Here is a 23,865-nt window from a genome sequence, read left to right as displayed (position 1 = left end):
GGAGTAGCCATGTCCAACTTCTTTATCGACCGGCCCATCTTTGCGTGGGTGATCGCGCTGGTCATCATGCTGGCCGGCGTGCTGTCGATCCGTGCGCTGCCCATCAGCCAGTATCCGGCCATCGCGCCGCCCACCATCGCCATCTCGGTCAACTACCCCGGCGCCTCCGCCGAGACGGTGCAGGACACCGTGGTGCAGGTGATCGAGCAACAGCTCAACGGCCTGGACCGCCTGCGCTATATCTCCTCCGAAAGCAACGCCGACGGCAACATGACGATCACGGTGACCTTCGAGCAGGGCACCAATCCGGATATTGCCCAGGTGCAGGTGCAGAACAAGCTGGCGCTGGCGCAGCCTCTGCTGCCGCAGGAAGTGCAGCAGCAAGGCATCCGCGTGACCAAGTCGGTGCGCAACTTCCTGGTCATCGTGGGCCTGATTTCCACTGATCCCAAGGTGACGCGCGAAGACCTGTCGAACTACATTGTCTCGAGCCTTCAGGACCCGCTGTCGCGCACCTACGGCGTGGGCGACTTCCAGGTGTTCGGCGCGCAGTATGCCATGCGGGTATGGATTGACCCGGCCCGGCTCAATAGCTTCCAGCTCACGCCGCTGGACGTGAGCAACGCGATCAGGGCGCAGAACGTTCAGGTGGCCTCGGGCCAGCTGGGCGGCCTGCCGGCGGTGCGGGGCCAGCAGCTCAACGCAAGCGTGATCGGCAAGACCCGGCTGCAGACCAGCGAGCAGTTCGGCAACATCCTGCTCAAGGTCAATCCGGACGGCTCCCAGGTACGCCTGAAGGACGTGGCCGAGGTGGGCCTGGGCGGGCAGGACTACAACATCAACGCCCAATACAACGGCCAGGCGGCCTCGGGCATTGCCGTGCGGCTGGCCGCGGGGGCCAACGCGCTGGAAACCGTGCGCGCCATCCGCACGACGCTGGATGGCCTGGAGCCGTTCTTCCCGCCCGGGATGAAGGTGGTCTTTCCGTATGACACCTCGCCGGTAATCGCAGGCTCCATCCAGGAAGTGGTGAAGACGCTGATGGAAGCCATCGTGCTGGTGTTCCTGGTGATGTACCTGTTCCTGCAGAACGTGCGCGCCACGCTGATTCCCACCATCGCCGTGCCGGTGGTGCTGCTGGGCACCTTTGGCGTGCTGGCGGCGTTCGGCTACACCATCAACACGCTGACCATGTTCGGCATGGTGCTGGCCATCGGGCTGCTGGTGGATGACGCCATCGTCGTGGTCGAGAACGTCGAACGCGTGATGGCCGAGGAAGGCCTGCCGCCCAGGGAGGCCGCGCGGCGCTCGATGGGCCAGATCCAGGGCGCGCTGGTGGGCATTGCCATGGTGCTCTCGGCGGTGTTCCTGCCGATGGCGTTCTTCGGCGGTTCGACCGGCGTGATCTACCGGCAGTTCTCCATCACCATTGTCTCGTCCATGGTGCTGTCGGTGCTGGTCGCGCTGATCCTGACGCCGGCCCTGTGCGCCACCATGCTCCAGCCCATCGAAAAGGGCGATCATGGCGAGAACAAGGGCGGCTTCTTTGGCTGGTTCAACCGCAGGTTCAGCGCGACCACCCAGCGCTACGAACGCAGCGTGTCGGGCATCCTGAAGCGCCGCCTGCCGTTCCTGCTGATCTACGTGGCCATCCTGGTGGTGATGGGCTTCCTGTTCACGCGCATCCCCACTTCATTCCTGCCCGAAGAAGACCAGGGCGTGCTGTACGCCCAGGTGCAGACGCCTGCCGGCGCCACCGCCGAGCGCACGCAGAAGGTGCTCGACCAGATGCGCGAGTACCTGCTCAAGGAAGAGGGCGGCGTGGTGGCATCGCTGTTTACCGTCAACGGCTTCAACTTTGCCGGCCGCGGCCAGAACTCGGGCCTGGCATTCATTCTGCTCAAGCCATGGGCGCAGCGCAGCGGGGACAGCACCAGCGTATTCGACCTGGCCGCGCGCGCACAGCGCAAGTTCATGAGTTTTCGCGATTCGATGTCGTTCGCGTTCGCCCCGCCCGCGGTGCAGGAGCTGGGCAATGCCACCGGTTTTGACCTCTACCTGCAGGACCAGGCCGGCATTGGCCACGTGGCGCTGATGAACGCGCGTGACAAGTTCCTGGCGCTGGCCGCGCAAAGCCCGGTGCTGCAGCGCGTGCGTCCCAATGGCCTGAATGACCAGCCGCAGTACCAGTTGGTGATCGACGACGAGAAGGCGCGCGCGTTCGGCGTTTCGCTGGCTGACATCAACAGCACGGTGTCGATCGCCTGGGGTTCCAGCTACGTCAACGATTTTATCGACCGCGGCCGGGTCAAGCGCGTCTACGTGCAGGGCCGCCCGGATTCCCGCATGAACCCGAACGATATCGACAAATGGTTTGTACGCAATGACAAGGGCGAAATGGTGCCGTTCTCAGCCTTTGCCGACGGCAAGTGGGGCTATGGCTCGCCCAAGCTGCAGCGCTACAACGGCGTGGCCGCGGTGGAAGTGCTCGGCGAGCCTGCGCCGGGGCGCAGTTCCGGCGAGGCCATGAGCGCGATCGAGGAGATCATGAAGCAGATGCCGCCAGGCGTGGGTTATGCCTGGACTGGCCTGTCCTACGAGGAACGGCTGTCGGGCTCGCAGGCTCCGGCGCTCTATGCGCTCTCGCTGCTGGTGGTGTTCCTGTGCCTGGCTGCGCTGTACGAAAGCTGGTCGATCCCGTTCTCGGTGATGCTGGTGGTGCCGCTCGGCGTGATCGGCGCACTGCTTGCCACGCTGGGGCGCGGCTTGTCGAATGACGTTTTCTTCCAGGTGGGCCTGCTGACCACCATCGGCCTTTCAGCCAAGAACGCCATCCTGATCGTGGAATTCGCCAAGAGCGAGTACGAGCAGGGCAAGGGGCTGGTCGAGGCCGCCGTGGAGGCGTGCCGCTTGCGCCTGCGCCCCATCGTGATGACTTCGCTGGCCTTCATGCTCGGCGTGTTCCCGCTGGCCGTGTCGACCGGGGCCGGTGCCGGCAGCCAGCACGCCATCGGCACCGGCGTGATCGGCGGCATGATCACTGCCACGGTGCTGGCGATCTTCTGGGTGCCGCTGTTCTTTGTTGCTGTCACCTCCATGTTCGGACGCAAGCGCAGGCCGCAGCCGCATGGCGCCTCCGTGGAAAAAGGCGCGCTCGAATGAAGAAGACCTTGTCTTGCGCTGCCGCCATGGCCATGCTGGCCGGCTGCAGCCTGATTCCCACGTATGAGCGCCCGGCCTCGCCGGTGGCGGCAGCGTACCCGCAGGGCCCGGCCTACCTGCCCGCCGATGCCGCCGCCGAAGCCGGCCAGGTGCCCGCGGTCGAGCTGGGCTGGCGCGAATTCTTCGCCGATGCGCGCCTGCGCCGTCTCATCGAACTGGCGCTGGAGAACAACCGTGACCTGCGCGTGGCCGTCCTTAACGTGGAGGCGTTCGGGGCACAGTACCGCATCCAGCGCGCCGACCTGTTTCCCGCCATCGGCGCGGCCGCACAGGGCACGCGCCAGCGCATTCCCGCCGACCTGTCCGCCACCGGACAGCGCCTGATCAGCAGCCAGTACGGCGTGTCGCTGGGCACCACGGCGTGGGAGATCGACCTGTTCGGCCGCCTGCGCAGCCTCAGCGAAGCCGCGCTCGAACAGTATTTCGCCAGCGAAGAGGTACGCCGCAGTGCGCAGATCTCGCTGGTGGCGGGCGTTGCCAGCGCCTACCTGACCCAGCGCGCCGATGAAACCCTGCTGCGGCTGACCCGGGAAACCCTGGCCAACTATGAGCGCAGCTATGGCCTGACCCGGCGCAGTTACGAGGAAGGGATCGCTTCCCGGCTGGACCTGCGCCAGGCGCAGACCGCCGTGGAAACCGCCCGTGCGAGCCTTGCGCGTTACACCCGGCTGGTTGCCCAGGATGAGAATGCGCTGGTGCTGCTGCTCGGCACGAACCTGCCAGCGGACCTGCCGGAAGGCCTGCCGCTGGAGCAGAAGCTGTTCGCCGATGTGCCGGCCGGGCTGCCCTCAGACCTGCTGCAAAACCGTCCGGACGTGCTCGCGGCCGAGCACCGGCTGCGCTCCGCCAACGCCGATATCGGCGCCGCGCGGGCGGCGTTCTTCCCCAGCATCAGCCTGACCGCATCGGCGGGCACCGCCAGCAGCCAGCTTTCCGGCCTGTTCGGGGCCGGCTCCGGCACGTGGTTGTTCCAGCCGCGCATCAATCTGCCGCTGTTTACCGCCGGCAGCCTGCGGGCCAGTCTGGACTACGCCACCATCCAGAAGGACGTCAACGTCGCCCAGTACGAGCGAACGGTGCAGACCGCCTTCCGCGAGGTGGCCGACGGGCTGGCGGCGCGGGGCACCTACACCAGCCAGCTCCAGGCCCAGGTCCGCTTCGTGGAAGCTGCCCAGGACGCCTATGGCCTGGCCGACCGGCGCTACCGCACGGGTGTCGACAGTTACCTTGCCGTGCTGGACGCGCAGCGCTCGCTTTACAACGCGCAACAATTGCTGATCGAAGCCCGGCTCGAACAACTCTCCAGTGAAGTCAACCTGTACAAGGCCCTGGGCGGCGGCTGGCACGACCAGACCGGCAAGCGCACCGATACGAGGGTTGGCGGGGATTTGTAGATTTGTGAATCTCCCGCGCGTTCTCATTTGGGCTCTGTGAAAAGGCAGTTGGTGGAAACCGCTCACCAGACCTGCCCATACTCGCGCTCCCTTCGCGGCAACGTCAACGTGCTGTTCGAGATTCTTTAAGCAGCGTGTTCCCCGGACAGATAGTGACACTGGCGTTCACCGTGCCTGAGGGCGCGAAAGCGCACTAGCACTAGCACTAGCACTAGAGCTGAGCCGAATCCGCTGCAAGCCGCGAGCGGGCCGCCCGCTTCAACGCCTGAGGCGGTTGGCCGAAGACGCGCAGGAACGCCCGCCTCATTCGCTCCGGATCGGAGAAGCCGGTTTCACTCGCGATGCGCTCGATGGTGAGCCGATCCGCCTCGACAAGAATGCGAGCCGTTTCCGCGCGCAGCCGCTCGACGGCGCGCGCAGGAGGTTGACCGGTGTTCAAGCGGAACTCTCGGCTGAAGTGGCGTGGGCTCATGTGGACGGCATGGGCGAGCCGCTCCACCGACAGGTCTTCGCGCAGGTGGTTCTTGGCGTAGGTCAGTGCCGCCTGGATGCGATCGGACCTGGATTCCAGCTCCGACAGTGTCGAGAACTGCGACTGCCCACCCGAGCGCCGATGGTGTACGACCAGCTGTCTTGCGACTGCTCTCGACACGTCGCTGCCCAGGTCGCCCTCCACCAGCGCCAGCGCGAGGTCGATGCAGGCGGTCATGCCGGCCGAGGTCCAGATGGTGCCGTCGCGTATGAAGATCCGATCCTCTTCGACCCGGATCGACGGATAGCGCCGCTGAAGCTCACGCGCATGTGCCCAATGCGTTGTCACCCGCCGGCCCTCCAGGATGCCGGCCTCGGCCAGGACGAAGGCGCCGGTGCAAATGCCGGCCATGCGCCGGGTGGGCTCGAGAGCACGCGCGAGCAGCTTTCGGAGCCTGGGCGATGACGGCTGAGGCGTGGTCGCGCCGGCCATGATGATTGTGTCATAGATGTTCGGATCCAGCGCAACGGTCTGGACGGCCGTGCCCATCGAGCTCTTCACCGCACCGCCAGATTCGGAGACGACATGGATGTCATAAGCCGCCCTGGGTGCAGCAGCGTTAGCCAGCTCGAACACGGAGACCGGCACGATGTCGAGGATCTGGAAGCCGGGGAACACCACGAGTCCGACGCGTTTCATGTTGGCCTAAAAGGAGGGAAGTTGGTCATTTGAGCTAAAGCCTAGGCCCCTATCCTGTATCTGTCAAAGCCATCCAATTGCTTCGGACCGCCGGGTATCAGCATCCCGATGGCACTGAACTCTGAAGGCCTTCCACTCGGGCTCGAGCTCGATGCGGCAGCTGGCCGTGAGCTGCTTGCCTTGTCGCGCCGAGTCGAACAAGTCCTTGGTCGCCTGCCCGGACCCAGCGGGTTCTGAGACGGACCCACCGTGAGCCGGAGGCAGCCACATCGACGCTCGGCACTGGATACACCTATCCAACTTCGATGCGGCACTACGATGCCGCGTCCCATTCAAAGGAAATTTTTCAAATGACAGTCATCAAAGCAGCAGCAGTCCAGATCAGCCCCGTGCTTTACAGCCGTGAGGCAACCGTGGATAAAGTCGTGCGGAAGATCCGGGAGCTTGGTGAGAAGGGGGTGCAGTTCGCCACGTTTCCGGAAACCGTGGTGCCGTACTACCCGTATTTTTCAGCGGTCCAGACGGGCCTTCAGCTTCTTGCCGGAAATGAGCATCTCAGGTTGCTCGAGCAGTCCGTGACGGTGCCGTCCCCGGCCACCCACGCGATCGCCGAGGCGGCCCGCAAAGCCGGCATGGTGGTGTCCATTGGTGTAAATGAGCGTGACGGAGGCACCATCTACAACACGCAGTTGCTCTTCGACGCGGACGGGACCCTGATCCAGCGCCGCCGCAAGATCACGCCCACCTATTTCGAACGCATGATCTGGGGGCAGGGCGACGGATCGGGCCTTCGCGCGGTCGACAGCAAGGTCGGACGAATCGGCCAGCTCGCATGCTTTGAGCACAACAATCCGCTCGCGCGCTACGCGATGATCGCCGACGGCGAGCAGATCCATTCGGCCATGTATCCGGGGTCAGCCTTCGGCGAAGGGTTTGCCAAAAGGATGGAAATCAATATCCGGCAGCATGCGCTTGAGTCCGGCTGCTTCGTCGTGAACGCAACAGCGTGGCTGGACCCTGACCAGCAGGCGCAAATCATTAGGGATACGGGGTGCGACATCGAGCCGATTTCCGGCGGTTGCCTGACCACTATCGTGGCGCCGGACGGCATGCTGTTGGGCGAACCTATCCGCTCGGGTGAGGGTGAGGTCGTCGCCGATCTTGATTTCTCTTTGATCGACCGGCGCAAGGTATTGATGGACTCGGCGGGACACTACAACAGACCAGAGTTGCTTAGTCTCATGATCGACCGCACGGATACCGCCCACCTGCACGAGCGCGCCGCGCATGCCGGATCGCCCGTCCATCAAGAGCCGGGAGACCTGCACGCCACAGTAGCACCCAGTCCTACACTGACCGCATAGAGAGGTATCCACTCGAATACGCCGCGTTCTCCGAAGCTGCTCATGCGTCATCCGGAGGTCGTGCGCCATGGAGATACGCGGTGATCCGCGAATTCGAGCGCCAATGACCACGGCGCGATAGTCTCATTGCAGCCTGCGCCAACGCCTACGATGCTTACATGTCAAAATCCGACGGATTCCCCAGGTCATGGCAAGCCAATCTTTTTGCCGCCGTAATCGCGGCTGTCTATTCGCTGGTTCCTGGCGCTCCCCGATCAGCAAGCGCCGCACCCGTGACCATCGAGGTGCGGAACTTCACCGCGCCGACCCAATGCACCGAGGAGGACAACGTCTCGTTCGTACTGAGTTCGCCGGCAATCCAGCGTTTCCGCGTAGAGGCGCTACATCCGCCATATCTCGGCAAGGTTCGCGAGCTCCGTTATCCGCCGCCGGACTTCTCCAACTGCGACTTCGGCGAAAATTCGCCCCGCGCGGATCCGGGCCGTCGCTTCGAGCCACGTAAGGTGCGAATCTACGACGGGCCTGATCTCGCCATCGAAGGCAATACCTACGAGACGTTCTGGCGGACACGGTCTGTGCCAGTGGCGGTGTGGGGCAGCGTGTATCAGGAGTTCCATCTGCTGCAGTTTTATGTAAAGCACTCGCACGCTGGAAAATTGCGCGAGACGCAAGTGCTGGTGTTGTACCCCCCCGACGGGTACTGGCGGGCCAAGCCATTGCCGGCAGCACCCGCTAGCAGCAATTCATACGGCTCATCGTTTCTGATTGGCCCGATAACGGAGGCTGGCAGACCCGTTGTGGAGATCGCCGATATCGATATCGACCCCAAGGGGCGAACCATTCGACTGCGCTTCATCGCAGGCGGCGAGGCCAGCGTGCGATTGATCGAAGTGAGCCGCGAGCGCACCGCGCTCGATGTGACATTCGAGCCGAGCTATCGATCCTCCAACAAGTCCGCGGCGGCTGACATGTCAGGCTTCGCAATGCTGCGCTCGATGTATGTTGCCGACGACAACGCCGATATAAGCCGTGTCGAGTGGCGTGATGCCGCCGGCCGCGCGCACCACACCTCCGTGGCCGAAACTACCGCGCTACAGGCGCGTTCCGTGCGTTTCGGGAGGGTGGTGCCGTCGCGGCATAATACCGACGCGCCCGATATACGCTTTGATGCCTTCGACGGCCCCCCTTGAGCCTTTGTGCCCTTGCGCCCTTGTAGTCAAGGATATCCAGCGCACTGCATTTCGGCGCAACGAGGCCAGCTCGAGTGCCGCCAACAGGGCATCAAGGCCGACTCCTGGGCGACGACGCGGGGTGGCCAGGCGTTGCTGCCGCGGACGCGCCCTGGCCGGCGGCACGCCCCATATCGCGGTCAGCCTTGCCGTTCGTTTTTGCGCGCTCGCCAGAGACACCGCTGGCTGCCTGCACAGACGGCTCCGCGCGCCGGCCAGTGTCAGTCCCGGGTGTTGGAGGGGAACCGTAGCGACCGCCCTGCGCCCAAGCTGCAACGGCTAACGAAAGGGCGGCAAGGAAGGCTAGCTTTCTCATTGCTGTCTCCGAACTTCGTTGTGTCATGGTGCTTCAGTAGTAGGTCAGGGAAGCTCACAGCGATGTCAGCCAATCTCCTACTTTCGTGAATGGCGATGGGAGATGGCTTCCCGGAGGCGCATTCGAGTCAGAAAGCGGTTCTGCCGAACGACTCTGAGTGGCCGGTCTCCGACGTCGGCGCACCCGCCCAGGGGTGCGCATGCGCCAGGGGCAACTAGCGACTCGGCGGTGACATTTACGCCAAGAGATGGCGATGCTCTTCGATGAACTGTTCGGGCGTCGTCAGCGGCTGACCGACGATCTCCGCCGCGCTCTTGTCGACACCGGCAAGCAATTGCTCCTGCTGATCGACCTTGACCGCCTTGAAATGGGCAGCAAAGGAAGGATCGCCGTCCAGGCCAATGGCCTTTACGAACTCGTCCGGCGACACCTGCTCGAAGCGAATCTCCTTTCCGAGCGTCCTCGCGAGAATGCCCGTGAGTTCGATGTGGCTGACTTCGACCGAGCCTGTGACCGGAATGATCGTCCTACCGAACGCCTCGGGATTCTCAAGAATCTTTCCAACCACTCGTGCGATATCGACAGCGGCGATGGGCACGAAGCGGCTCTCCGGATCGAACGGCGTCAGATAGCGGCCGGCGCGAATCTCAGCGGCTGTGTACAAGATCCATTCGGCGAAGAAATTGACGCGAAGATGTGCTGTCGGAATGCCCGAGCGGTCGAGGATCTGCTCGGAAAGCCAGTGACTCATCGTTGCCGGGCTGCGCGCGTGCGGGCGCGACTGTCGGTGCGACATGTACACGATCTGCTTCACACTGTGCTCGGTTGCAGCCTGGGCGAGGATCGCCGTAGCTTCTACCGCGCCTTGTGTCAGTGGATAGCAGAAGTAGACTCCATCAACACCCTTCATCGCACGACGGACATCTTCGATCTTCAGCATATCGCCGGTCACGATTTCCGCGCCCAGTTCCTTCATCGCCTCGGAACGGACGTCTTCACGACGAACGAAAGCCATCACCTTGTGGCCGTTTTCGAGCAGGAGGCGAACGGTAGGAGTGCCTGTAACGCCAGTGGAACCTGTAACGAGAAACTTCTTCATATGGATCTCCGGAGACTAAGGAAGCGCGGCCAAAGCTTGTGCGCCGTGTCCGCAAGACTAAGCAGTATGATCATCATGTTAGGGGGCGCGCACGTGCCCGGGGTCGCTTGAAATGCGACCCGTCAAACATGATGACCATCATGCTTCCGTTTGCCAAGCATGATGGTTATACTGTTTGCCGTCAACTAATTTTTTCGCAGTTTTCGGAGGACGCAATGCGTTACCCGCCAGAAGAGACGGCAGAGAAGCATGCCCGGATCCTGGAACAGGCATCCATTTTGTTTCGCGAACACGGATTTTCCGGAGTCAGCCTCAGCGAGATCATGAAGGCGACCGGCCTTACACATGGCGCCTTCTACAATCACTTCGAGTCAAAAGAGGATCTGATCGCGAAGAGTATCGAAGACACATCGGCCAAAGCGCTCGCGTCCATGAGAGAACGCGGGGCTCGCGGTGAGCAGCGGGCTCAATACGTTGACGGATATCTCACCGAGCAACACCGCGACGACAGAGGCAACGGATGCATGATGGCAGGATTGGCTGGCGAGATTGCGCGTGAACCTGCGGCTCAACCGGCCTTCACACAGCATGTCGAGGGTATGCTCAAAGGCTTCACTGAGCCTGGTGCAAAGACAAAAAAGAAGAATGCTCGTCGCGATGCGATTCATACCCTTTCAAGCATCGTCGGCGCGCTCATTCTGGCTCGGGCGGTGGATGATCCTGAACTGTCAGAAGAGATTCTTCGTGAAACTCGGGCGGCTCTGGACTAACGCTCGTTTATCGGGTGGTGCCGCTTGACCTCGCGATTGTCGTTCTGGCTCCGTCATCACAGGAGCGCAACGAGGCTTTGAACGCGCTAGATGGTCGATGTCCGCAGTCCGATGCACAGCCGACGTGCGAGCAGTTGAACGGCTCGAATACCTGACCACTATCGTGGCGCCGGACGGCATGCTGGCCGGATCGCCCATCCATCAAATGATGCAGCAGTGGCGCGACGACCTCGTGGCGTATCGGTGCGGGATGCCGAATTCCCGGCTGCAGGAGATCGCCGCACGCCGCCCAGGCTGGCGTTGCAACGAAGTGGAATTCTTGGTCACGCGGATCTCGTTTGAGTCCCTCGACAAGGAGCGTGCTGCAAGTCTGAACGAGCTGCCGACGAGGCTTCGCCTGCCCGAGAGTGACGTCGATCGCCTGATCGAAGCGGGAAGGGATGCCATCCTTGGCAACCTGGTGATCCGCGAATTCGAGCGCGAATCACCGCGGCGCGATAGTCTCGCGGCACGCGGCGTGGGTGAGGCACATCATCTACGAAGACATCGTGGCCGGCCGGCCGGTGGCGGTGCTGGCGGACCGGCAGCTTCCCAGGCTGACGATAAACGTGGCATACCAATGCCGCCGCCACCAGCCCGCGAAGCTGCGCGTCTTCATCGATTTCCTGTTCGAGCGGTTTGAGCGTGCCTGGAGCTGGCGAAGAAGTCGGAGCGCGCCGCCGGCTAGCGTTCCGGCGTTCGGCGTTGCGGCGTTGCTGCGTTCCGGGCGGGCTCAGTGCCGGTCGAACGCCGTCACCTCCGGCAGCACCACGGCGAGATAGTCCACCAGTGTGCGGACCGCCGGCAGCAGGCCCGTGCGATAGGGAATGAGGGCGGTGATACGGGCGTCCGCGGCGATCCATTCCGGCAGTATCTGCCGCAGCCCGCCCGCCTTCAGCTCGGCCTGGCAGGCGTACACCGGCAGCGCGGTGATGCCGACGTTCGCGCACGCCGCTTCTTTCAGCGAGATCAGGCTGTTGCTCAGGAACCTCGGTTCAAACGGCACGGTGGCCACGCGCTTGTCCGGCCCCTGCAATTGCCATTGCGACGCGCCCTTGCCCGCCATGGCGATGATAGAGTGAGACGCCAGTTCCTCGGGCTGCGTCGGCACCGACGTCCGTTCGAGATAGTCGGGCCCGGCGAAGAGATACCACGGCGTCCTGGCCAGCGGATGCTGGACCAGGTTGGAGTCCTGCAGCTGGCCGACATGACCGCGGATCGCCAGGTCGAAGCCCTCGCCGACGATGTCCACGATCCTGTCCGTGGCGGTTTCGTCGATTCTCACCTTGGGGTGGTCGGAGAGGAAGGTCGGAAGCACGTGGCGCAGCGCGAACTGGGCGATGTCCACAGCCACCGTCACGCGGATCACGCCACTCGGCTCCGCCAGCCGCTGGCGCATGGCTTCTTCGGCAAGCTCGGCACTGCGCATCAGCGCCATGGCGTACTGGTAGAACTCCTGGCCCACTTCCGTCATCGCGAACTGGCGCGAGGTCCGGTTGATGAGCCGCACGCCCAGCGAGGCTTCCAGTTCCTTGACGCGGTGGCTCAGCGTGGACTTCGGAAGCCGGAGCGCCTCGCCGGCCGCGGTGAATCCGCCGCGGTCGACCACCTGCACGAAGTAATAGACGTCCTTCAGATCGAGCATGGCATGGGGATTCGCCGGCCATTCCAATGCCGGCGGGTTTGCTGAGGGGGCGAGTGGGTGACGCCCGATCATACTCCAGCGCCGGCGCCCACTGCCATCCGGGCAAGCCTTGGTGCCCACCGGGCGCACCGCGCCGCACCGGGCGCCATTGTCCAAGTTTGCCGAACCCTGCGTACAACCCGTGACGGCTGCCCAAGCGGAATCCGGCGACATAAGCTGTTGCGCAGGAGCGGCTCTGCGCTGTTTCTACATGCTTATTTCAAACTGGAGAGGACAATGACAATGCTCAAGGGATTTCATCACCTGACCGCCGGCGTGCGGCACGCGCAGGAGGATGTGGACTTCTACGTCAAGCTGCTCGGGCAGAGCCTCGTGAAGAAGACCGTGCTTCTCGACGGCGAAGATCCCATCTACCACCTCTACTACGGCAACGCGAATGGCGATCCGGGGACCCTGGTGACGTCGTTCCCGTTCCGCCAGCGCGGGGTCATGGCGCGCCAGGGATCGGGCCAGGTGCGGGTCATCAACTACTCGGTGCCCACGGGCTCGCTCGAGTTCTGGCGCAGCCGCTTCGATGCCATGAACGTGCCGTATGACAGCGAGATCGTCGAGCGCTTCGGCGAGCGCCGCCAGCGGTTCCAGCATCCGTGCGGCATCGAGTTCGATCTCGTCGAAACGGATCTGGACCCGCGTCCGGCCTGCGTGGCCAGCGATATCCCCGAGGCCCATGCCATCCGCGGCGTGCACAGCATCACGCTGTCGCTGCGCGATGTCGCCGAATCGATCCGCTTCATGAGCGAAGCGATCGGCTTCCGCCACGTTGGCCAGTCGGGACCCTACTACCGCTTCGAGACGTACACCGGCGGCCCGGGCACGGTCGTCGAGTTCCAGCATGAGCCGGACCGGCACCAGGGCTCGTCGATCTACGGCGAGGGTACGATCCACCATGTGGCGTTCGCCGTGGACAACGTCGAACAGCAGGCGATCCTGAAGGAGAAGCTGTTTGCGCTGGGCTACATCGACACCTCCGAATCGGTGCACCGCAACTATTTCCGCTCGATGTACTTCAAGATGCCCGGCGGCGTGATGTTCGAGGCCACGACCACCGACATCGGCTTCGCGATCGATGAAGAGCCCGGCCATTTTGGCGAGGAGTTCCAGCTTCCGCCCTGGCTGGTGGATCGCAAGGATGAGCTGCTGGGCCGGCTCGAGCCCATTTCCGCATGACGTTGCCGGGGATCGATATGCGCAAGCCAAAGGTACTGATCGTTTTCTATTCACGCAACAGCTCCACCGAGATGCTGGCCAAGGCTGTCGCCGAGGGGGCCCTCGATACCGGCGCCGAAGTCCGCATGCGGCGCGCGCGGGAGGTCGTCGGCCCCGACGTCATGCGGCAGGCGCCGGGCTGGCTCGAGAACGCCACGGAGATGAACGCGAAATACGACGCGCCGACCGAAGCCGATGCCGAGTGGGCCGACGCCATCGTGTTCGGCACGCCGACGCGGTTCGGGACCATCTCGACCGAACTCAAGGCCTATATCGACGGGCTCGGCGGCCTGTGGTTCGCGGGCAAGCTCAATGGCAAGGTGGGCTCGGTGTTCGGCACGACGTCCTCGCGCCACGGCGGCAATGAAGCCACGCTGCTGGCGGCCTACACGCCCATGGCCCACCTGGGCCTGATCATCGTGCCGCTGGGCTATGCCGACGCGGCGATGTTCAAGGCCGGCACCCCCTACGGCGCGACGCACGTCTCGCACCGTGACACCGTGAAGCCCGACGACGATCACCTCGACGTTGCACGGTACCAGGGCCGCAGGGTGACGACTGTCGCCCGTGCCCTGCACGTCCAGCCGGAGCCCGTGGCAGCCTGAAAGTAAAAGCCTGATCGTAAAAAAAGGCGGAGACTCGGAGTCTCCGCCCGATTGCTTCATCGGCACAGCCCGATGACAAGCTGGCTACCGCTCAGGCCGGCGCCGTCTCCATGCAGGTTCCCAAGGCATCCATCTGTCGCGATGGCGGCAGCGAGTCGATCGTGGCGCGGACCGCCTCCCTGCAGAGCGAAGGCCGCTTGACCAGGGTTTCGACATAGCGGGCAACGTTGGGCAGGTCGTGCCACATCGGCGCGAGCCCCAGGTACGTCAGCCGCACCAGGTTGACACCCCACAGCACATCTCCAAGGGAGAACGCGTGTCCCGCAACATACAGGGCCGGTGCGGCCCCCAGCGTGCGGTCCAGCTCCTTCAACACGCCTTCGACGTGATGGTGCGCGGCACGCTGGAATGCGGCATCGCGGCGGACCGCCCGGCCGCCGCGCTCCTTCGCGAGCTTGGCGCGATAGGCGGCAACGAGTTCAGCGTCGTCGCCATTGCCGGCCAGCATGGCCTCGAGCGCTGCGATCTTGTGGTCGTAGACCGTTTCCATGACCGTCTTGAGCGCGTCTGGCCGCCCGTCGGCGTCGGGATGAAAGCCATATAGCAGGGCGCCGTTCGGCATCTGGTCGACGATGCCCACCTGGCGCATCACCGCGGCACGCGCCTGGTCATCGTCCGGCAAGAGCTGGACGGGCGCGCGCGATACCGCGTCGAGATAGCAGCAGATCCGCCGGGAATCCGCGATCACGCGGGAGGCTTCGTAGTCGACGAGCAATGGCACCGCGCACGGATCGAAGCCGTCGGTATCCACGGAAGGGCGCCCGCTATAGCCGCTGACGAACTCCCGCCCGATTTCCAGTCCGGCCATCAGCCGCAGGCGTACATAGGGCGGGTGATAGTGCTCCGCGGGAACGACGCCGTCCGGACCCATCGAACTCAGGATCATCATGTCGTTCGACCGGTATGGCAACTGCTTCTCGGACAGCACCGTGCGGACCTTCTGCGAGCACAGCGAACTGGCCGCGTGGAACAGCTCAAAGCGCGGGTTTGCATCGCTTCCCACGATGGAGATCCGCGCAGGATCGGCGATGGCAGCGCGGGCACCGGCTGCCAGGTTTCTCAACAAGTCATTGCGCATGGGTTTCTTCCAGCTGATGGTTAGTCACGTCACTCCGCAGCCCGGGCGCCGGCCTGTCCGCGCGCGTGCGGACACACCGCGGGCGGATCGCCGATGAAGCCGCGCGCGGACCAGAGTTCAGGGAACGGGATCTCGTTCATGGTCGGCAGCAGCCAGGCAATGCCCTCGGTGCCGAAGTAGGCCGGCCGGGCGCCGAAGGTCCGGCGCGTGGCCATCAGGTGCAGGTGCTTCCATGCGGAGAATCCCTCCGCAATATCGGCCAGCGTCTCGCCGAGTTGCTGCAGTTCGCGGTGCTGGTCCGGGTCGGCGTAGACGTCGCGCCAGACGTTTTCGACCGCCTTGTCCGGCGCGTAGGGCACGCTGAAATCGCGGTCGAGTGCCAGCGCCGGCACGGCGAAGCCCTTGCGGCTCAGGTGGGCGAGCACGTCGTCATACAGGCTCGGCTCTGCCAGCGCCTTGCTGAGCTGCTCCCAGCGCCGGGGCTGCGGCAGGAAGTGCTGCAGGTGCTCCCCCTGCTTGATGCCGAGCAGGTAGACCATCTGCCGGAACGTCCAGCCCTGCAGTGCGGTGTCCTTGCCAAACTTCGGCCCGACGCAGGACAGGATGGCCAGCAGGTCGACCGGCGTCATCCACGCGATGGAGCGCCAGGTGGCATTGAGCGGCTCGTGGTGGGCAACCACGCGCCGCAGCGTGCGGCATGCGCCGGCCAGGTCATCGGCACGCAATTGCGCCTGCGCGGCCTGGATTTCCCTGATGATCAGCATCCAGTAGAGCTCGGACACCTGCGCCGATACGATCCAGGCGTGCTCGCCGGGATGATCGCTGACCGGGTGCTGCAGCGAGTGGAGCACGTCTGTCTGCAACCAGTCACTGTATGGCGTGCGCCCGGCTGGCGTTTCTGCCGGTGCCCGGGATGCGGGCTTGACGGAATCTTTCATTCTGGTCTCCTCGTGGTGGTGTGGTCAGGCAAGTCTTGTGCAACGGAGACGGTCCCCAGCATCGACTCGATCTGCTGCGCGACCTGCAGCAGCGCGCCGTCGCCGCCGGGCCTGCCGACGACCTGCAATGCGGCTGGAAGGCCGCCGACGCGGGACGGCAGCGGAATCGAGATGGCGGGAAATCCCGCGACGTTGAACGGCGCGGTGTAGGTCATCAGGGCCTCGCGGACGGTGCCGGTCCAGTTGCCGATGTCGACCGTGCCGGCATCGCGGGGCGGGGCGGTGCAGGGGCAGGTCGGCAGCACGAGATAGTCGAGTGTCGACATCGCTTCATGCAGCCGGGCCGTGAAATGCCGCCTCGACTGGTGGGCCGACGCATAGGCGCGCAGGTCCATGGCCTGTGCACGCCTGAGTCTGTCGACCGTTTCCGGGTTGTAGTGCGTGGCGATGCGATCCCAGTCGTGGCGTCGGAAATGCTCGATTCCGCCCTCGATAAGAACGATGGCCGCAAAGGCATCGAACACCATATCGAACATGGCGTCGAACCGGCGGGTCTCGCCGAGGTCGACGCAGCTGAATCGCTGCGCCAGTTGTTCCACCGCCTCGTCGAATGCGCTGGCGACCTCAGGACTCAGCGGCACCGGCGCGATCTGCCTGACGATGCCGAGGCGGGCGGAAGGCGTGGCATCGCTGCGGCGGATGTCGATGCCAGCGGCATCGGCGAGCACCAGCACGTCATCGACCTGTCCGCCCAGCAGGCCGACGTGGTCGCAGGTGGCCGCCAGCGGAAACACGCCGCGCGTGGACAGCGTGCCGAGCGTCGGCTTGAAGCCGACGACACCGCACAGCGCGGCCGGGATACGGGCCGAGCCGCCGGTATCGGTGCCCACGCCCGCCATGACCGCGCCATGCGCGATCGCCGCCGCGGCGCCGCCGCTGGAGCCGCCGGGAATGCGGGAATGGTCGAGGGGATTCAGGGTGTCGCCGAAGCTCGGGCTGGCGGTCGTCACGCCCCACGCAAATTCGTGGGTGGTGGTCTTGCCGATGACGATGGCGCCGCATCCGGTCAGTGTCTTCACGATGTCGGCATCGGCAGCGGGAACATTGCCGCGGTAGGCGGCAGATCCATACAGTGTTTCGATGCCCTTCGTGTCGATCAGGTCCTTGATGGCGATGGGCAGCCCTTCCAGCGGACGCTGGCTGCCTTCGCCGTAGCGGCGGTCGCTCTCCGCCGCGGCCTGCAGCGCGCGGTCCTGGTCAATGGCGGCGAACGCGTTGAGCGATTGCTTGCTGGCTTGCGCGCGGAGGAGCGCCTCTTCGGTCAGGCCCGTCGCCGTGATCCGCCGGCTGGCCAGGGCCGCAAGCGCGTGGCGCAGGCCCGCGGGATGCGGGAAGCTGTAGGATGGCTGGCCGGTCATTACCACAGGCTCTCCAGCAGCGCATCCAGCCTGGTGCCGGCATTGTCGCCAAGGTCGCCAAGGTCGCCAAGGTCGCCGACTTCGGAAGGATAGTTCTGCCTGAGCAGGGCCGCGATCTCGGGAAGCTTAGCCCGATCGAAATCGAGGTCGCGGAGCCGGCTGGGCAATTGCAATGCATCCACGGCTGCCTCGATGCGGTCGGCGAGAAATGCGGCGGGCGGGCGGCTGCCGCGTTCCGTGGCGAAGATCTCGAGCTTGCGGCCATAGGCGCCGGCGCAGGCGCGGATGACGGGCGCCAGCGCAATGCACGAAGTCACGCTGTGCGGTACCCCGAAGGTCCCGCCGAGGATGTGGCCGATGCGATGGCTCAGGCCGTAGATGACCGAAGCGGGATAGAAGTAGCACTGCCACGCGGCGAGCTGAAGCTGCAGCAGGTCGTCGGTCGACACGAGGCCGCCCGCGATGGCCTCGCGCGTTTCGAGCTTGCGCGGCCACTTCTCCAGCACGGCAAGGAAGCGCTCCACGCCCCTGGCGGCCAGGATGGCGTGAGGGTGATCCACGTCGACCCGGCGCATGCCTTCCACCGCATGGTCGATCCCCTTGATGGCCGAACTCAGCAGCAGCATGCGTGGCGTGTCGACGATCATGCGGGGATCGAGCACCACCAGCCGCGGTGTCGTTTCGCGCACCGCATAGCTGCGCTTGAACTTCTGCGGGCCGTCCGTTTCCGTCACGCCGAAGTAGTGGGAGAACTCCGAGCCCGACAAGGTCGTCGGAATCGCCGCAATCGGCAGGTAGCGGCCCGTCTGCTGGAAATGCTGGTACGAGACTGCCTTTGCGGCGTCGAGCACGGAGCCGCCGCCGAGGGCGATGATCGATGCCGCATCGGCCTCGATGCAGGCACGCAGCCCGTCGCGTACGGCGAAATCGGGCACATGCGGCGGCAGGCCGGTGAAGGTGCCCACGCCGTCGCCGATGACAGGCTGCAGGTGCTCGCGGTTCAATGCCTCAAGGAATTCGACCGTGAACGTGATCGGACGGCGGATGCCGTAGTTCTCCATGGAGGCAGCGACGGTCTTCAGCACGTCGTGTCCCCAGGCAATCTCTTCCTGCGGCAGGCATTTCAACTGGTTCATTCCACGTCTCCCCATGTTTTCATATGCGATCGGGGCTCCGATCCCGTGTAGGAAGATAGGCGAATCGCGTGCGCGCGTGCGCGCGGGATCGGGGAACGAAGCGTTCAGGAATTTGGACGCCGGGCCTGCGCGGTCGCGCGCCGTCGTTCGCTGCTGCCGAACGAAGCATTCAAGCATTGCCATCTTCACAAGGCAGGGGACGTGTCTATGATCTTTTCCACCGTAGCGACCCCCACCACAAGAACGGAGACATGAAGATGGAGACAATGCAGATGACGGAAGCGCTGATCCGCGGACGCCACAGCAAGCGCGGCTTCCTTGACCGGCCGGTGCCGATGGAGACTGTCAGGGACATCCTGTCGGTCGCGAAATACGCGCCGAGTTCGAGCAACACGCAGCCCTGGCGCTGCTATGTGCTGACCGGAAAGGCGCGCGAGAAAATCGCCGGTGCCGCGGTCGAGGCGTATCGCGCCGATCCCGAGGGACTGGTGCCCGATTACCCTTTCTTCCCAAAGGAATTGCCGGCGCCATTTGCGTCGCGCTTCAACACGTTTCGCGGGATGCTGGGCGATGCGCAGGGCGTGCACAGGAGCGATATCGCCGGGCGCCGGCGCGACGTCGAACGGCAGTTCCGGTTCTTCGATGCGCCAGTGGGACTGATCTTCACCATGGACCGGCGCCTGGAATGGGCCAGCTTCATCTGCTACGGCTGTTTCCTGCAGAACCTCATGCTGGCCGCTCGCGCGCGGGGGCTGGACACCTGCCCGCAGCAGATCTGGTCGCTGCAATCGCCGGTGCTTCGTGAAGGACTCGCCATTCCCGACGGGGAGATGGTCGTGGCCGGGATGTCACTCGGCTATGCGGACAACAGCATCCCCGAAAACAACATGGAGCTTTGCAAGCTGGAGCTGGACGAGTTCGTCTCGTTCGTCGATGGCTGACATGCGGAACCGGACAGGCCGCGCCCCGACCTGTCCGGCGCAATTGTCATCGGCGAGTGTGGTGCGACGCCATGGGCCTGCGCGCAGGCGGCCTGCCCGCGGCCGGCCTATTTGCTGCTGTCGCGCGCGTCGCCGCCGATCGCGTCGAGGATGATCATGGTCCGGTCGAGAACGCCGCGTTCGTCAAAGTAGGCGCTGAAATGTGCCGGCATGTAGGCACCTGCGTAGAGCCGGTAGGACCAGGCTTCCCGCTTCATCAGCGGGTAGAACTGGATGGGCTCGCGCGGATGGCCAAAGCGCTCGGCAATATCCTGCTTGGTCCAGACGCCCGGGCGCGCTTCGTAGATTTCCTTCTCGGTGAGCATCTGCCTGAACCTTGTCAGCTTGCCGTTTCCGTCAAAGTCTGCCGCGTAGACCTCGAAGCCGAGCGGCTGCTTCGAATAGATCCAGCGGGTGGTGCCGTCGGCGAGCTGGTAGGTTTCGGTGGGAGTGCCGAACGTATCGCGCACGGCATTCTGCGGAGCGCCGAGCATGCGTTCTGCCGTCTGGAGGGGCTGGAGGGAGGCGCAGGCGCCCAGCACCAGGCTCGCCACGGCGGCGGCCACGCAGGTGGGGAGGCGATAACCCATGATCGTTCTCCTGGGAGGCGGCGGGGCACGCGCCGCGCCAGTTCAGCATAGCGCACGCAGCGCAGGAGTGTTCATGCATCCGGCCGCCCGTGACCGAAATTTTTCTCATGTCGTCTTCCGAAAAGATTCAGTTCAGTTGCGACCACGACTGACGTTAGAGTTCGGAGCGACATTATCCACGGATACCCGCATCAAAAGCCTTTTCATCGTCACCCACGACGGGCACGCCTTCGGGCGGGATCCCGGGCCGGACAGTGACGCCCTGTCAAGCTGCAAGTACAGGTTGCGAGGCGCCTCCACGGCATGTTCTCCAACAGTCACAGGATTTCCGCCCTGGTAGTGAGTGAGCGCTTCAACCGAGGCGAAAGGCGGCATAGGAAGCCCGGATGGGCGCAAGGCAAGTCTGATCAGAGGGGATAGCATGAAACGAATGACTCTACTGGCTGCGGCGGTCATGGTCGCGGCGACCGCTTCTGTCTGGGCGCAGCCCGAAACCCGCGTGGATGTCACGCAGTCGCCCGGACAGGCGACCGCGACCGGCACGGCGAAGCTCAATGCCACGATCGTCAAGATCGATGCGCCGACGCGAACGGTCTCGCTGAAATCCGCCGACGGCAAGGTCACGGATCTGGTGGTGGGGCCGGAGGCGCGGAACTTCGAGCAGCTCAAGGTCGGCGATACCGTCGCGATCGAGTACAAGGAAGCCCTGACCATGAGCCTCAAGAAGGGTAAGGGGCCGCTTGCCATGACCGAGCGCGAGATCTCGGACCGTGCGGCGCCGGGCGCCAAGCCGGGCGGCACAGTCGGCCGCGAAGTGACCGTGACCGCCGACGTTGTGGCGGTCAATACCAGCGCCAAGACCGTCACCCTGAAGGGGCCGAAGGGACGCACCGTGGACCTGCTGGTCGAGGATCCGGAACGTCTCAAGGGCATCAAGAAGGGTGACCGGGTCGAAGCGGTCTATACCGAGGCCATTGCTGTGTCCGTGCAACCGGCCGCAGCCAAGTAGCAGTACCGAAAAGCACCGAATTGCTCCAGGACAGGCCCGCCGGTCATGCGGGCCGTTTCCTGGCGTCCGCGGTCGGGGCGGTCGGGGCGTACCGCCACGGTGGACCGACCCCCGCCCCCTGGCCTCCCTGTCACAGAATGTCTGGTGGAGAACGGCATGGATGCAGCAAAGCAACTGGTTCACGCGCGTGAAGTTGGCCTCAAGACCGGCATGGTGCTGCAAAAGCGTCTGAAGAATGCGCAGGAGGCCTATAGCGGCCGCGTGCAGCAAGCCGTTGGAGCTCCGGGGAGCGCTCCGTCCACGCCGATGGCCGACATGGATCCGATGGGCGGCTATGCCTATGCCGTCGACAGCATGCAGCGTGCCATCCTGTTCTGGGACACGCTCAGGCAACGGGGCAACAACTTTGTCGAAAATACCATGCAGGGCCTCAAGCCGGTCCTGCATTTCGGCTACGAGACCATCATGGACGGGCGCCAGTTCGAGCGGCCCGTCAACTATGCGCTGCTGAAGATAACGGCGCCCGATGGCGTGACGATCGATGACAGCCGCCGGCCCTACGTCATCATTGATCCGCGCGCCGGCCATGGGCCGGGCATCGGCGGCTTCAAGGACGACTCGCAGGTCGGCGTGGCGATGCGTGCCGGCCATCCCGTGTATTTCGTCATCTTCTTCCGCGATCCCGAGCCGGGACAGACCCTGCTGGATGTGTGCGAGGCCGAGCAGCAGTTCATCAGGAAGGTGCGCGCGCTGCATCCGGACAGCCCCAAGCCGGCCATCATCGGCAATTGCCAGGGGGGCTGGGCCGCGATGATGCTGGGCGCCTCGGATCCCGACGACACCGGGCCGATCGTCATCAACGGCGCGCCGATGTCGTACTGGAGCGGTGCCTGGAGCGAGGGCGAAGGCGACAACCCGATGCGCTATTCCGGCGGGCTCCTTGGCGGCACCTGGCTGGCCTCGTTCACGGCGGACCTTGGCAACGGCAAGTTCGATGGCGCCTGGCTGGTCCAGAATTTCGAGAACCTGAATCCTGCCAACAGTCTCTGGGACAAGTACTACAACCTGTACCGGAAGGCCGATACCGAGCCGCCGCGCTTCCTGGAGTTCGAACGCTGGTGGGGCGGCTACTACCTGATGAACCGCGAGGAGATCGAATGGATCACGCGCAATCTGTTCGTCGGCAACAAGCTCTGGAGCGGTGACGTCAAGAACGCCGGCGGCAAGGCGTTCGACCTGCGCGAAATCCGCTCGCCCATCGTGCTGTTTGCGTCGATGGGCGACAACATCACTCCGCCGCAGCAGGCATTCAACTGGGTGGTGGACATCTACGGCAGTACCGAGGAGATCAAGAGCCGCGGCCAGGTGATCGTTGGCATGATGCACCGGAGCGTCGGCCATCTCGGCATCTTCGTTTCCGGCAAGGTGGCGCAGAAGGAGCACGCGCAGATCGTCTCGGTGCTCAAGAGTATCGAACTGCTGCCGCCGGGGCTCTACGGCATGGTCATCCATGAGCGCAAGGGCAGCGATGGCGTGGAGTACGAGGTCGAGTTCGAGGAGCATTCGCTCGAGGACATCGCCAGCCGGCTCAACCGCTTTGAGCGCGTCGACGAGCGGCCATTCCAGACCGTCGCCAACCTGTCGGACTTTACGCAGCGCGCCTACGAGCTGTTTGCGCAGCCTTATGTCCAGGCGGTGTCCAACGAGATGACAGCGCGGGTGCTGCGCGAATTCCATCCGCTGCGCATGCAGAACTGGCTGTTCTCGGACCTGAACCCGTGGATGGCATGGCTGAAGCCTGCCGCCGAGGCGATCAAGGCCAACCGGCAGGCGCTGGAACCGGACCATCCGCTGCGGCGGCAGGAACAGGCAGGCGCGGAATTGCTCAGCGCCGGACTGGACGCATACCGCGCCGTGCGCGATGCGATGACCGAGTACACCTTCTTCAATGTGTATGCCAACCTGTTCCCGTTCCAGCCAAGGAGCGAGCCCGATGCGCACGCGGGCACACCGGCGGCGACCGACCCGCGGGAGCTGCCGGAAGTCAAGGCGGCGCTAGCCGCGGCCGGGCAAGGCGGGTACGCCGAAGCCATCGCCCGGCTGGCCTGCCTGCTGAGCCGCAAGGGCGAGCCCCTGCCGCTGTCCAGGCTGGAGTTGCGCAAGGAACTGGTCACGGACTATGCGGATCTGCTACCGGAACTGGAGCCGGACGCCTGGCGCAAGATCCGCGGCCGGCAGGAACTGATCACGCGCTACGCGCCCGAGGAGGCGCTCGCGACGCTGCCCGCCTTGCTCAGGCATCAGGCCGACCGCCAGCGGCTGCAGGCGCTGGCGGACAAACTGCGTACCGATGAGCGCGTGCTTGGCGCCACGCCCACCGACGAGCAGGCGGCAATGCTTGAGCGGATCCGCACCGTGCTCGGCAGCCGGCCAGAACGCGCGCGCGGCGCGGCCGTTCCGATCAAGCGCGCTTCCTAGCGCGCCGTGGAGCTGCATCGCAGGCGACTGAAACCGATGAACCCGACGCAGGAGCAAA

General features: G+C 64.5%; 19 protein-coding genes. 11 read left to right on the top strand and 8 right to left on the bottom strand.

Annotated elements, in window-relative coordinates:
- Positions 1-9: 9 nt before the first annotated feature.
- Positions 10-3,162, top strand: a complete 3,153-nt coding sequence (locus E0W60_RS03675) for an efflux RND transporter permease subunit (RefSeq protein WP_135703060.1) — start codon at positions 10-12, stop codon at positions 3,160-3,162.
- Positions 3,159-4,616 carry an AdeC/AdeK/OprM family multidrug efflux complex outer membrane factor gene (locus tag E0W60_RS03670; RefSeq protein ID WP_135703059.1) on the top strand — a complete coding sequence of 486 codons (1,458 nt, stop codon included), beginning with the start codon at positions 3,159-3,161 and terminating at the stop codon, positions 4,614-4,616. The genes E0W60_RS03675 and E0W60_RS03670 overlap by 4 nt, the downstream gene beginning before the upstream one ends.
- 211 nt (positions 4,617-4,827) lie before the next feature.
- On the opposite strand, the gene E0W60_RS03665 is transcribed toward E0W60_RS03670, so the two are convergent.
- Complete coding sequence (locus tag E0W60_RS03665) at positions 4,828-5,787, bottom strand: GlxA family transcriptional regulator (RefSeq protein WP_133095736.1); 960 nt, start codon at positions 5,785-5,787, stop codon at positions 4,828-4,830.
- Positions 5,788-6,137: 350 nt separating this feature from the next.
- Here E0W60_RS03665 and E0W60_RS03660 point away from each other — a divergent pair, with 350 nt between their 5' ends.
- Both E0W60_RS03660 and E0W60_RS03655 read left to right on the top strand, forming a co-directional pair.
- Complete coding sequence (locus E0W60_RS03660; protein ID WP_135703058.1) at positions 6,138-7,151, top strand: carbon-nitrogen hydrolase family protein; 1,014 nt, start codon at positions 6,138-6,140, stop codon at positions 7,149-7,151.
- Between the two features lie 158 nt (positions 7,152-7,309).
- On the top strand, positions 7,310-8,341 hold the full coding sequence (locus E0W60_RS03655; RefSeq protein WP_240745826.1) for a hypothetical protein: 1,032 nt from the start codon (positions 7,310-7,312) through the stop codon (positions 8,339-8,341).
- Between the two features lie 590 nt (positions 8,342-8,931).
- On the opposite strand, the gene E0W60_RS03650 is transcribed toward E0W60_RS03655, so the two are convergent.
- Positions 8,932-9,795, bottom strand: a complete 864-nt coding sequence (locus E0W60_RS03650) for an NmrA family NAD(P)-binding protein (protein WP_135703057.1) — start codon at positions 9,793-9,795, stop codon at positions 8,932-8,934.
- A gap of 128 nt (positions 9,796-9,923) precedes the next feature.
- Between E0W60_RS03650 and E0W60_RS03645 the strand changes: the two genes are divergently transcribed.
- Entirely contained in the window at positions 9,924-10,565 is a 642-nt protein-coding gene (locus tag E0W60_RS03645; RefSeq protein WP_240745825.1) for a TetR/AcrR family transcriptional regulator, read from the top strand.
- A 124-nt stretch (positions 10,566-10,689) separates the two neighbouring features.
- On the top strand, positions 10,690-11,247 hold the full coding sequence (locus E0W60_RS38295; RefSeq protein WP_431189866.1) for a hypothetical protein: 558 nt from the start codon (positions 10,690-10,692) through the stop codon (positions 11,245-11,247).
- A gap of 90 nt (positions 11,248-11,337) precedes the next feature.
- Here E0W60_RS38295 and E0W60_RS03630 read toward each other — a convergent pair whose 3' ends face one another.
- A complete protein-coding gene (locus E0W60_RS03630; RefSeq protein WP_133095731.1) occupies positions 11,338-12,249 on the bottom strand; it encodes a LysR substrate-binding domain-containing protein in 912 nt (303 codons plus the stop codon).
- Between the two features lie 276 nt (positions 12,250-12,525).
- Here E0W60_RS03630 and E0W60_RS03625 point away from each other — a divergent pair, with 276 nt between their 5' ends.
- Both E0W60_RS03625 and wrbA read left to right on the top strand, forming a co-directional pair.
- Positions 12,526-13,476 carry a ring-cleaving dioxygenase gene (locus E0W60_RS03625; protein ID WP_135703056.1) on the top strand — a complete coding sequence of 317 codons (951 nt, stop codon included), beginning with the start codon at positions 12,526-12,528 and terminating at the stop codon, positions 13,474-13,476.
- 17 nt (positions 13,477-13,493) lie between these two features.
- Positions 13,494-14,120 carry an NAD(P)H:quinone oxidoreductase gene (gene wrbA / locus E0W60_RS03620; RefSeq protein WP_135703055.1) on the top strand — a complete coding sequence of 209 codons (627 nt, stop codon included), beginning with the start codon at positions 13,494-13,496 and terminating at the stop codon, positions 14,118-14,120.
- Positions 14,121-14,211: 91 nt separating this feature from the next.
- Here wrbA and E0W60_RS03615 read toward each other — a convergent pair whose 3' ends face one another.
- The 4 genes from E0W60_RS03615 to E0W60_RS03600 all read right to left on the bottom strand — a co-directional run bounded on the left by E0W60_RS03615 (position 14,212) and on the right by E0W60_RS03600 (position 18,750).
- Positions 14,212-15,183, bottom strand: coding sequence for a glutathione S-transferase family protein (locus tag E0W60_RS03615; protein WP_346769549.1), 972 nt, complete (start codon positions 15,181-15,183; stop codon positions 14,212-14,214).
- Positions 15,184-15,287: 104 nt separating this feature from the next.
- Positions 15,288-16,196 carry a tryptophan 2,3-dioxygenase gene (locus E0W60_RS03610; RefSeq protein ID WP_135703053.1) on the bottom strand — a complete coding sequence of 303 codons (909 nt, stop codon included), beginning with the start codon at positions 16,194-16,196 and terminating at the stop codon, positions 15,288-15,290.
- Positions 16,193-17,614: an amidase gene (locus E0W60_RS03605; RefSeq protein WP_135703052.1), complete on the bottom strand. Its 1,422-nt coding sequence runs from the start codon at positions 17,612-17,614 to the stop codon at positions 16,193-16,195. Before E0W60_RS03605 ends, E0W60_RS03610 begins: the two co-directional genes overlap by 4 nt.
- A complete protein-coding gene (locus E0W60_RS03600; protein WP_135703051.1) occupies positions 17,614-18,750 on the bottom strand; it encodes an iron-containing alcohol dehydrogenase in 1,137 nt (378 codons plus the stop codon). The genes E0W60_RS03605 and E0W60_RS03600 overlap by 1 nt, the downstream gene beginning before the upstream one ends.
- 257 nt (positions 18,751-19,007) lie before the next feature.
- Between E0W60_RS03600 and E0W60_RS03595 the strand changes: the two genes are divergently transcribed.
- A complete protein-coding gene (locus E0W60_RS03595) occupies positions 19,008-19,691 on the top strand; it encodes a nitroreductase (RefSeq protein ID WP_133096025.1) in 684 nt (227 codons plus the stop codon).
- Positions 19,692-19,798: 107 nt separating this feature from the next.
- On the opposite strand, the gene E0W60_RS03590 is transcribed toward E0W60_RS03595, so the two are convergent.
- Positions 19,799-20,320 (bottom strand): hypothetical protein, encoded by a 522-nt coding sequence (locus tag E0W60_RS03590; RefSeq protein ID WP_133095724.1) that lies wholly within the window; start codon positions 20,318-20,320, stop codon positions 19,799-19,801.
- Positions 20,321-20,741: 421 nt separating this feature from the next.
- Here E0W60_RS03590 and E0W60_RS03585 point away from each other — a divergent pair, with 421 nt between their 5' ends.
- A complete protein-coding gene (locus E0W60_RS03585; protein WP_135703050.1) occupies positions 20,742-21,329 on the top strand; it encodes a hypothetical protein in 588 nt (195 codons plus the stop codon).
- Positions 21,330-21,485: 156 nt separating this feature from the next.
- Entirely contained in the window at positions 21,486-23,807 is a 2,322-nt protein-coding gene (locus E0W60_RS03580) for a DUF3141 domain-containing protein (protein WP_135703049.1), read from the top strand.
- The last annotated feature ends 58 nt before the right edge of the window (positions 23,808-23,865 follow it).

The organism is Cupriavidus oxalaticus, assembly GCF_004768545.1.
GTDB classification, from domain to species: Bacteria; Pseudomonadota; Gammaproteobacteria; order Burkholderiales; family Burkholderiaceae; genus Cupriavidus; species Cupriavidus oxalaticus_A.
This window is presented reverse-complemented; position numbering and strand designations above follow the sequence as displayed.

Excerpts from the sequence above, each read along its gene's own strand:
- E0W60_RS03675 (WP_135703060.1), top strand. The coding sequence starts at position 10 with ATGTCCAACTTCTTTATCGACCGGCCCATCTTTGCGTGGGTGATCGCG.
- E0W60_RS03670 (WP_135703059.1), top strand. The coding sequence starts at position 3,159 with ATGAAGAAGACCTTGTCTTGCGCTGCCGCCATGGCCATGCTGGCCGGC.
- E0W60_RS03665 (WP_133095736.1), bottom strand. The coding sequence starts at position 5,787 with ATGAAACGCGTCGGACTCGTGGTGTTCCCCGGCTTCCAGATCCTCGAC.
- E0W60_RS03660 (WP_135703058.1), top strand. The coding sequence starts at position 6,138 with ATGACAGTCATCAAAGCAGCAGCAGTCCAGATCAGCCCCGTGCTTTAC.
- E0W60_RS03655 (WP_240745826.1), top strand. The coding sequence starts at position 7,310 with ATGTCAAAATCCGACGGATTCCCCAGGTCATGGCAAGCCAATCTTTTT.
- E0W60_RS03650 (WP_135703057.1), bottom strand. The coding sequence starts at position 9,795 with ATGAAGAAGTTTCTCGTTACAGGTTCCACTGGCGTTACAGGCACTCCT.
- E0W60_RS03645 (WP_240745825.1), top strand. The coding sequence starts at position 9,924 with ATGATGACCATCATGCTTCCGTTTGCCAAGCATGATGGTTATACTGTT.
- E0W60_RS03630 (WP_133095731.1), bottom strand. The coding sequence starts at position 12,249 with ATGCTCGATCTGAAGGACGTCTATTACTTCGTGCAGGTGGTCGACCGC.
- E0W60_RS03625 (WP_135703056.1), top strand. The coding sequence starts at position 12,526 with ATGACAATGCTCAAGGGATTTCATCACCTGACCGCCGGCGTGCGGCAC.
- wrbA (WP_135703055.1), top strand. The coding sequence starts at position 13,494 with ATGCGCAAGCCAAAGGTACTGATCGTTTTCTATTCACGCAACAGCTCC.
- E0W60_RS03610 (WP_135703053.1), bottom strand. The coding sequence starts at position 16,196 with ATGAAAGATTCCGTCAAGCCCGCATCCCGGGCACCGGCAGAAACGCCA.
- E0W60_RS03605 (WP_135703052.1), bottom strand. The coding sequence starts at position 17,614 with ATGACCGGCCAGCCATCCTACAGCTTCCCGCATCCCGCGGGCCTGCGC.
- E0W60_RS03600 (WP_135703051.1), bottom strand. The coding sequence starts at position 18,750 with ATGAACCAGTTGAAATGCCTGCCGCAGGAAGAGATTGCCTGGGGACAC.
- E0W60_RS03595 (WP_133096025.1), top strand. The coding sequence starts at position 19,008 with ATGGAGACAATGCAGATGACGGAAGCGCTGATCCGCGGACGCCACAGC.
- E0W60_RS03590 (WP_133095724.1), bottom strand. The coding sequence starts at position 20,320 with ATGGGTTATCGCCTCCCCACCTGCGTGGCCGCCGCCGTGGCGAGCCTG.
- E0W60_RS03585 (WP_135703050.1), top strand. The coding sequence starts at position 20,742 with ATGAAACGAATGACTCTACTGGCTGCGGCGGTCATGGTCGCGGCGACC.
- E0W60_RS03580 (WP_135703049.1), top strand. The coding sequence starts at position 21,486 with ATGGATGCAGCAAAGCAACTGGTTCACGCGCGTGAAGTTGGCCTCAAG.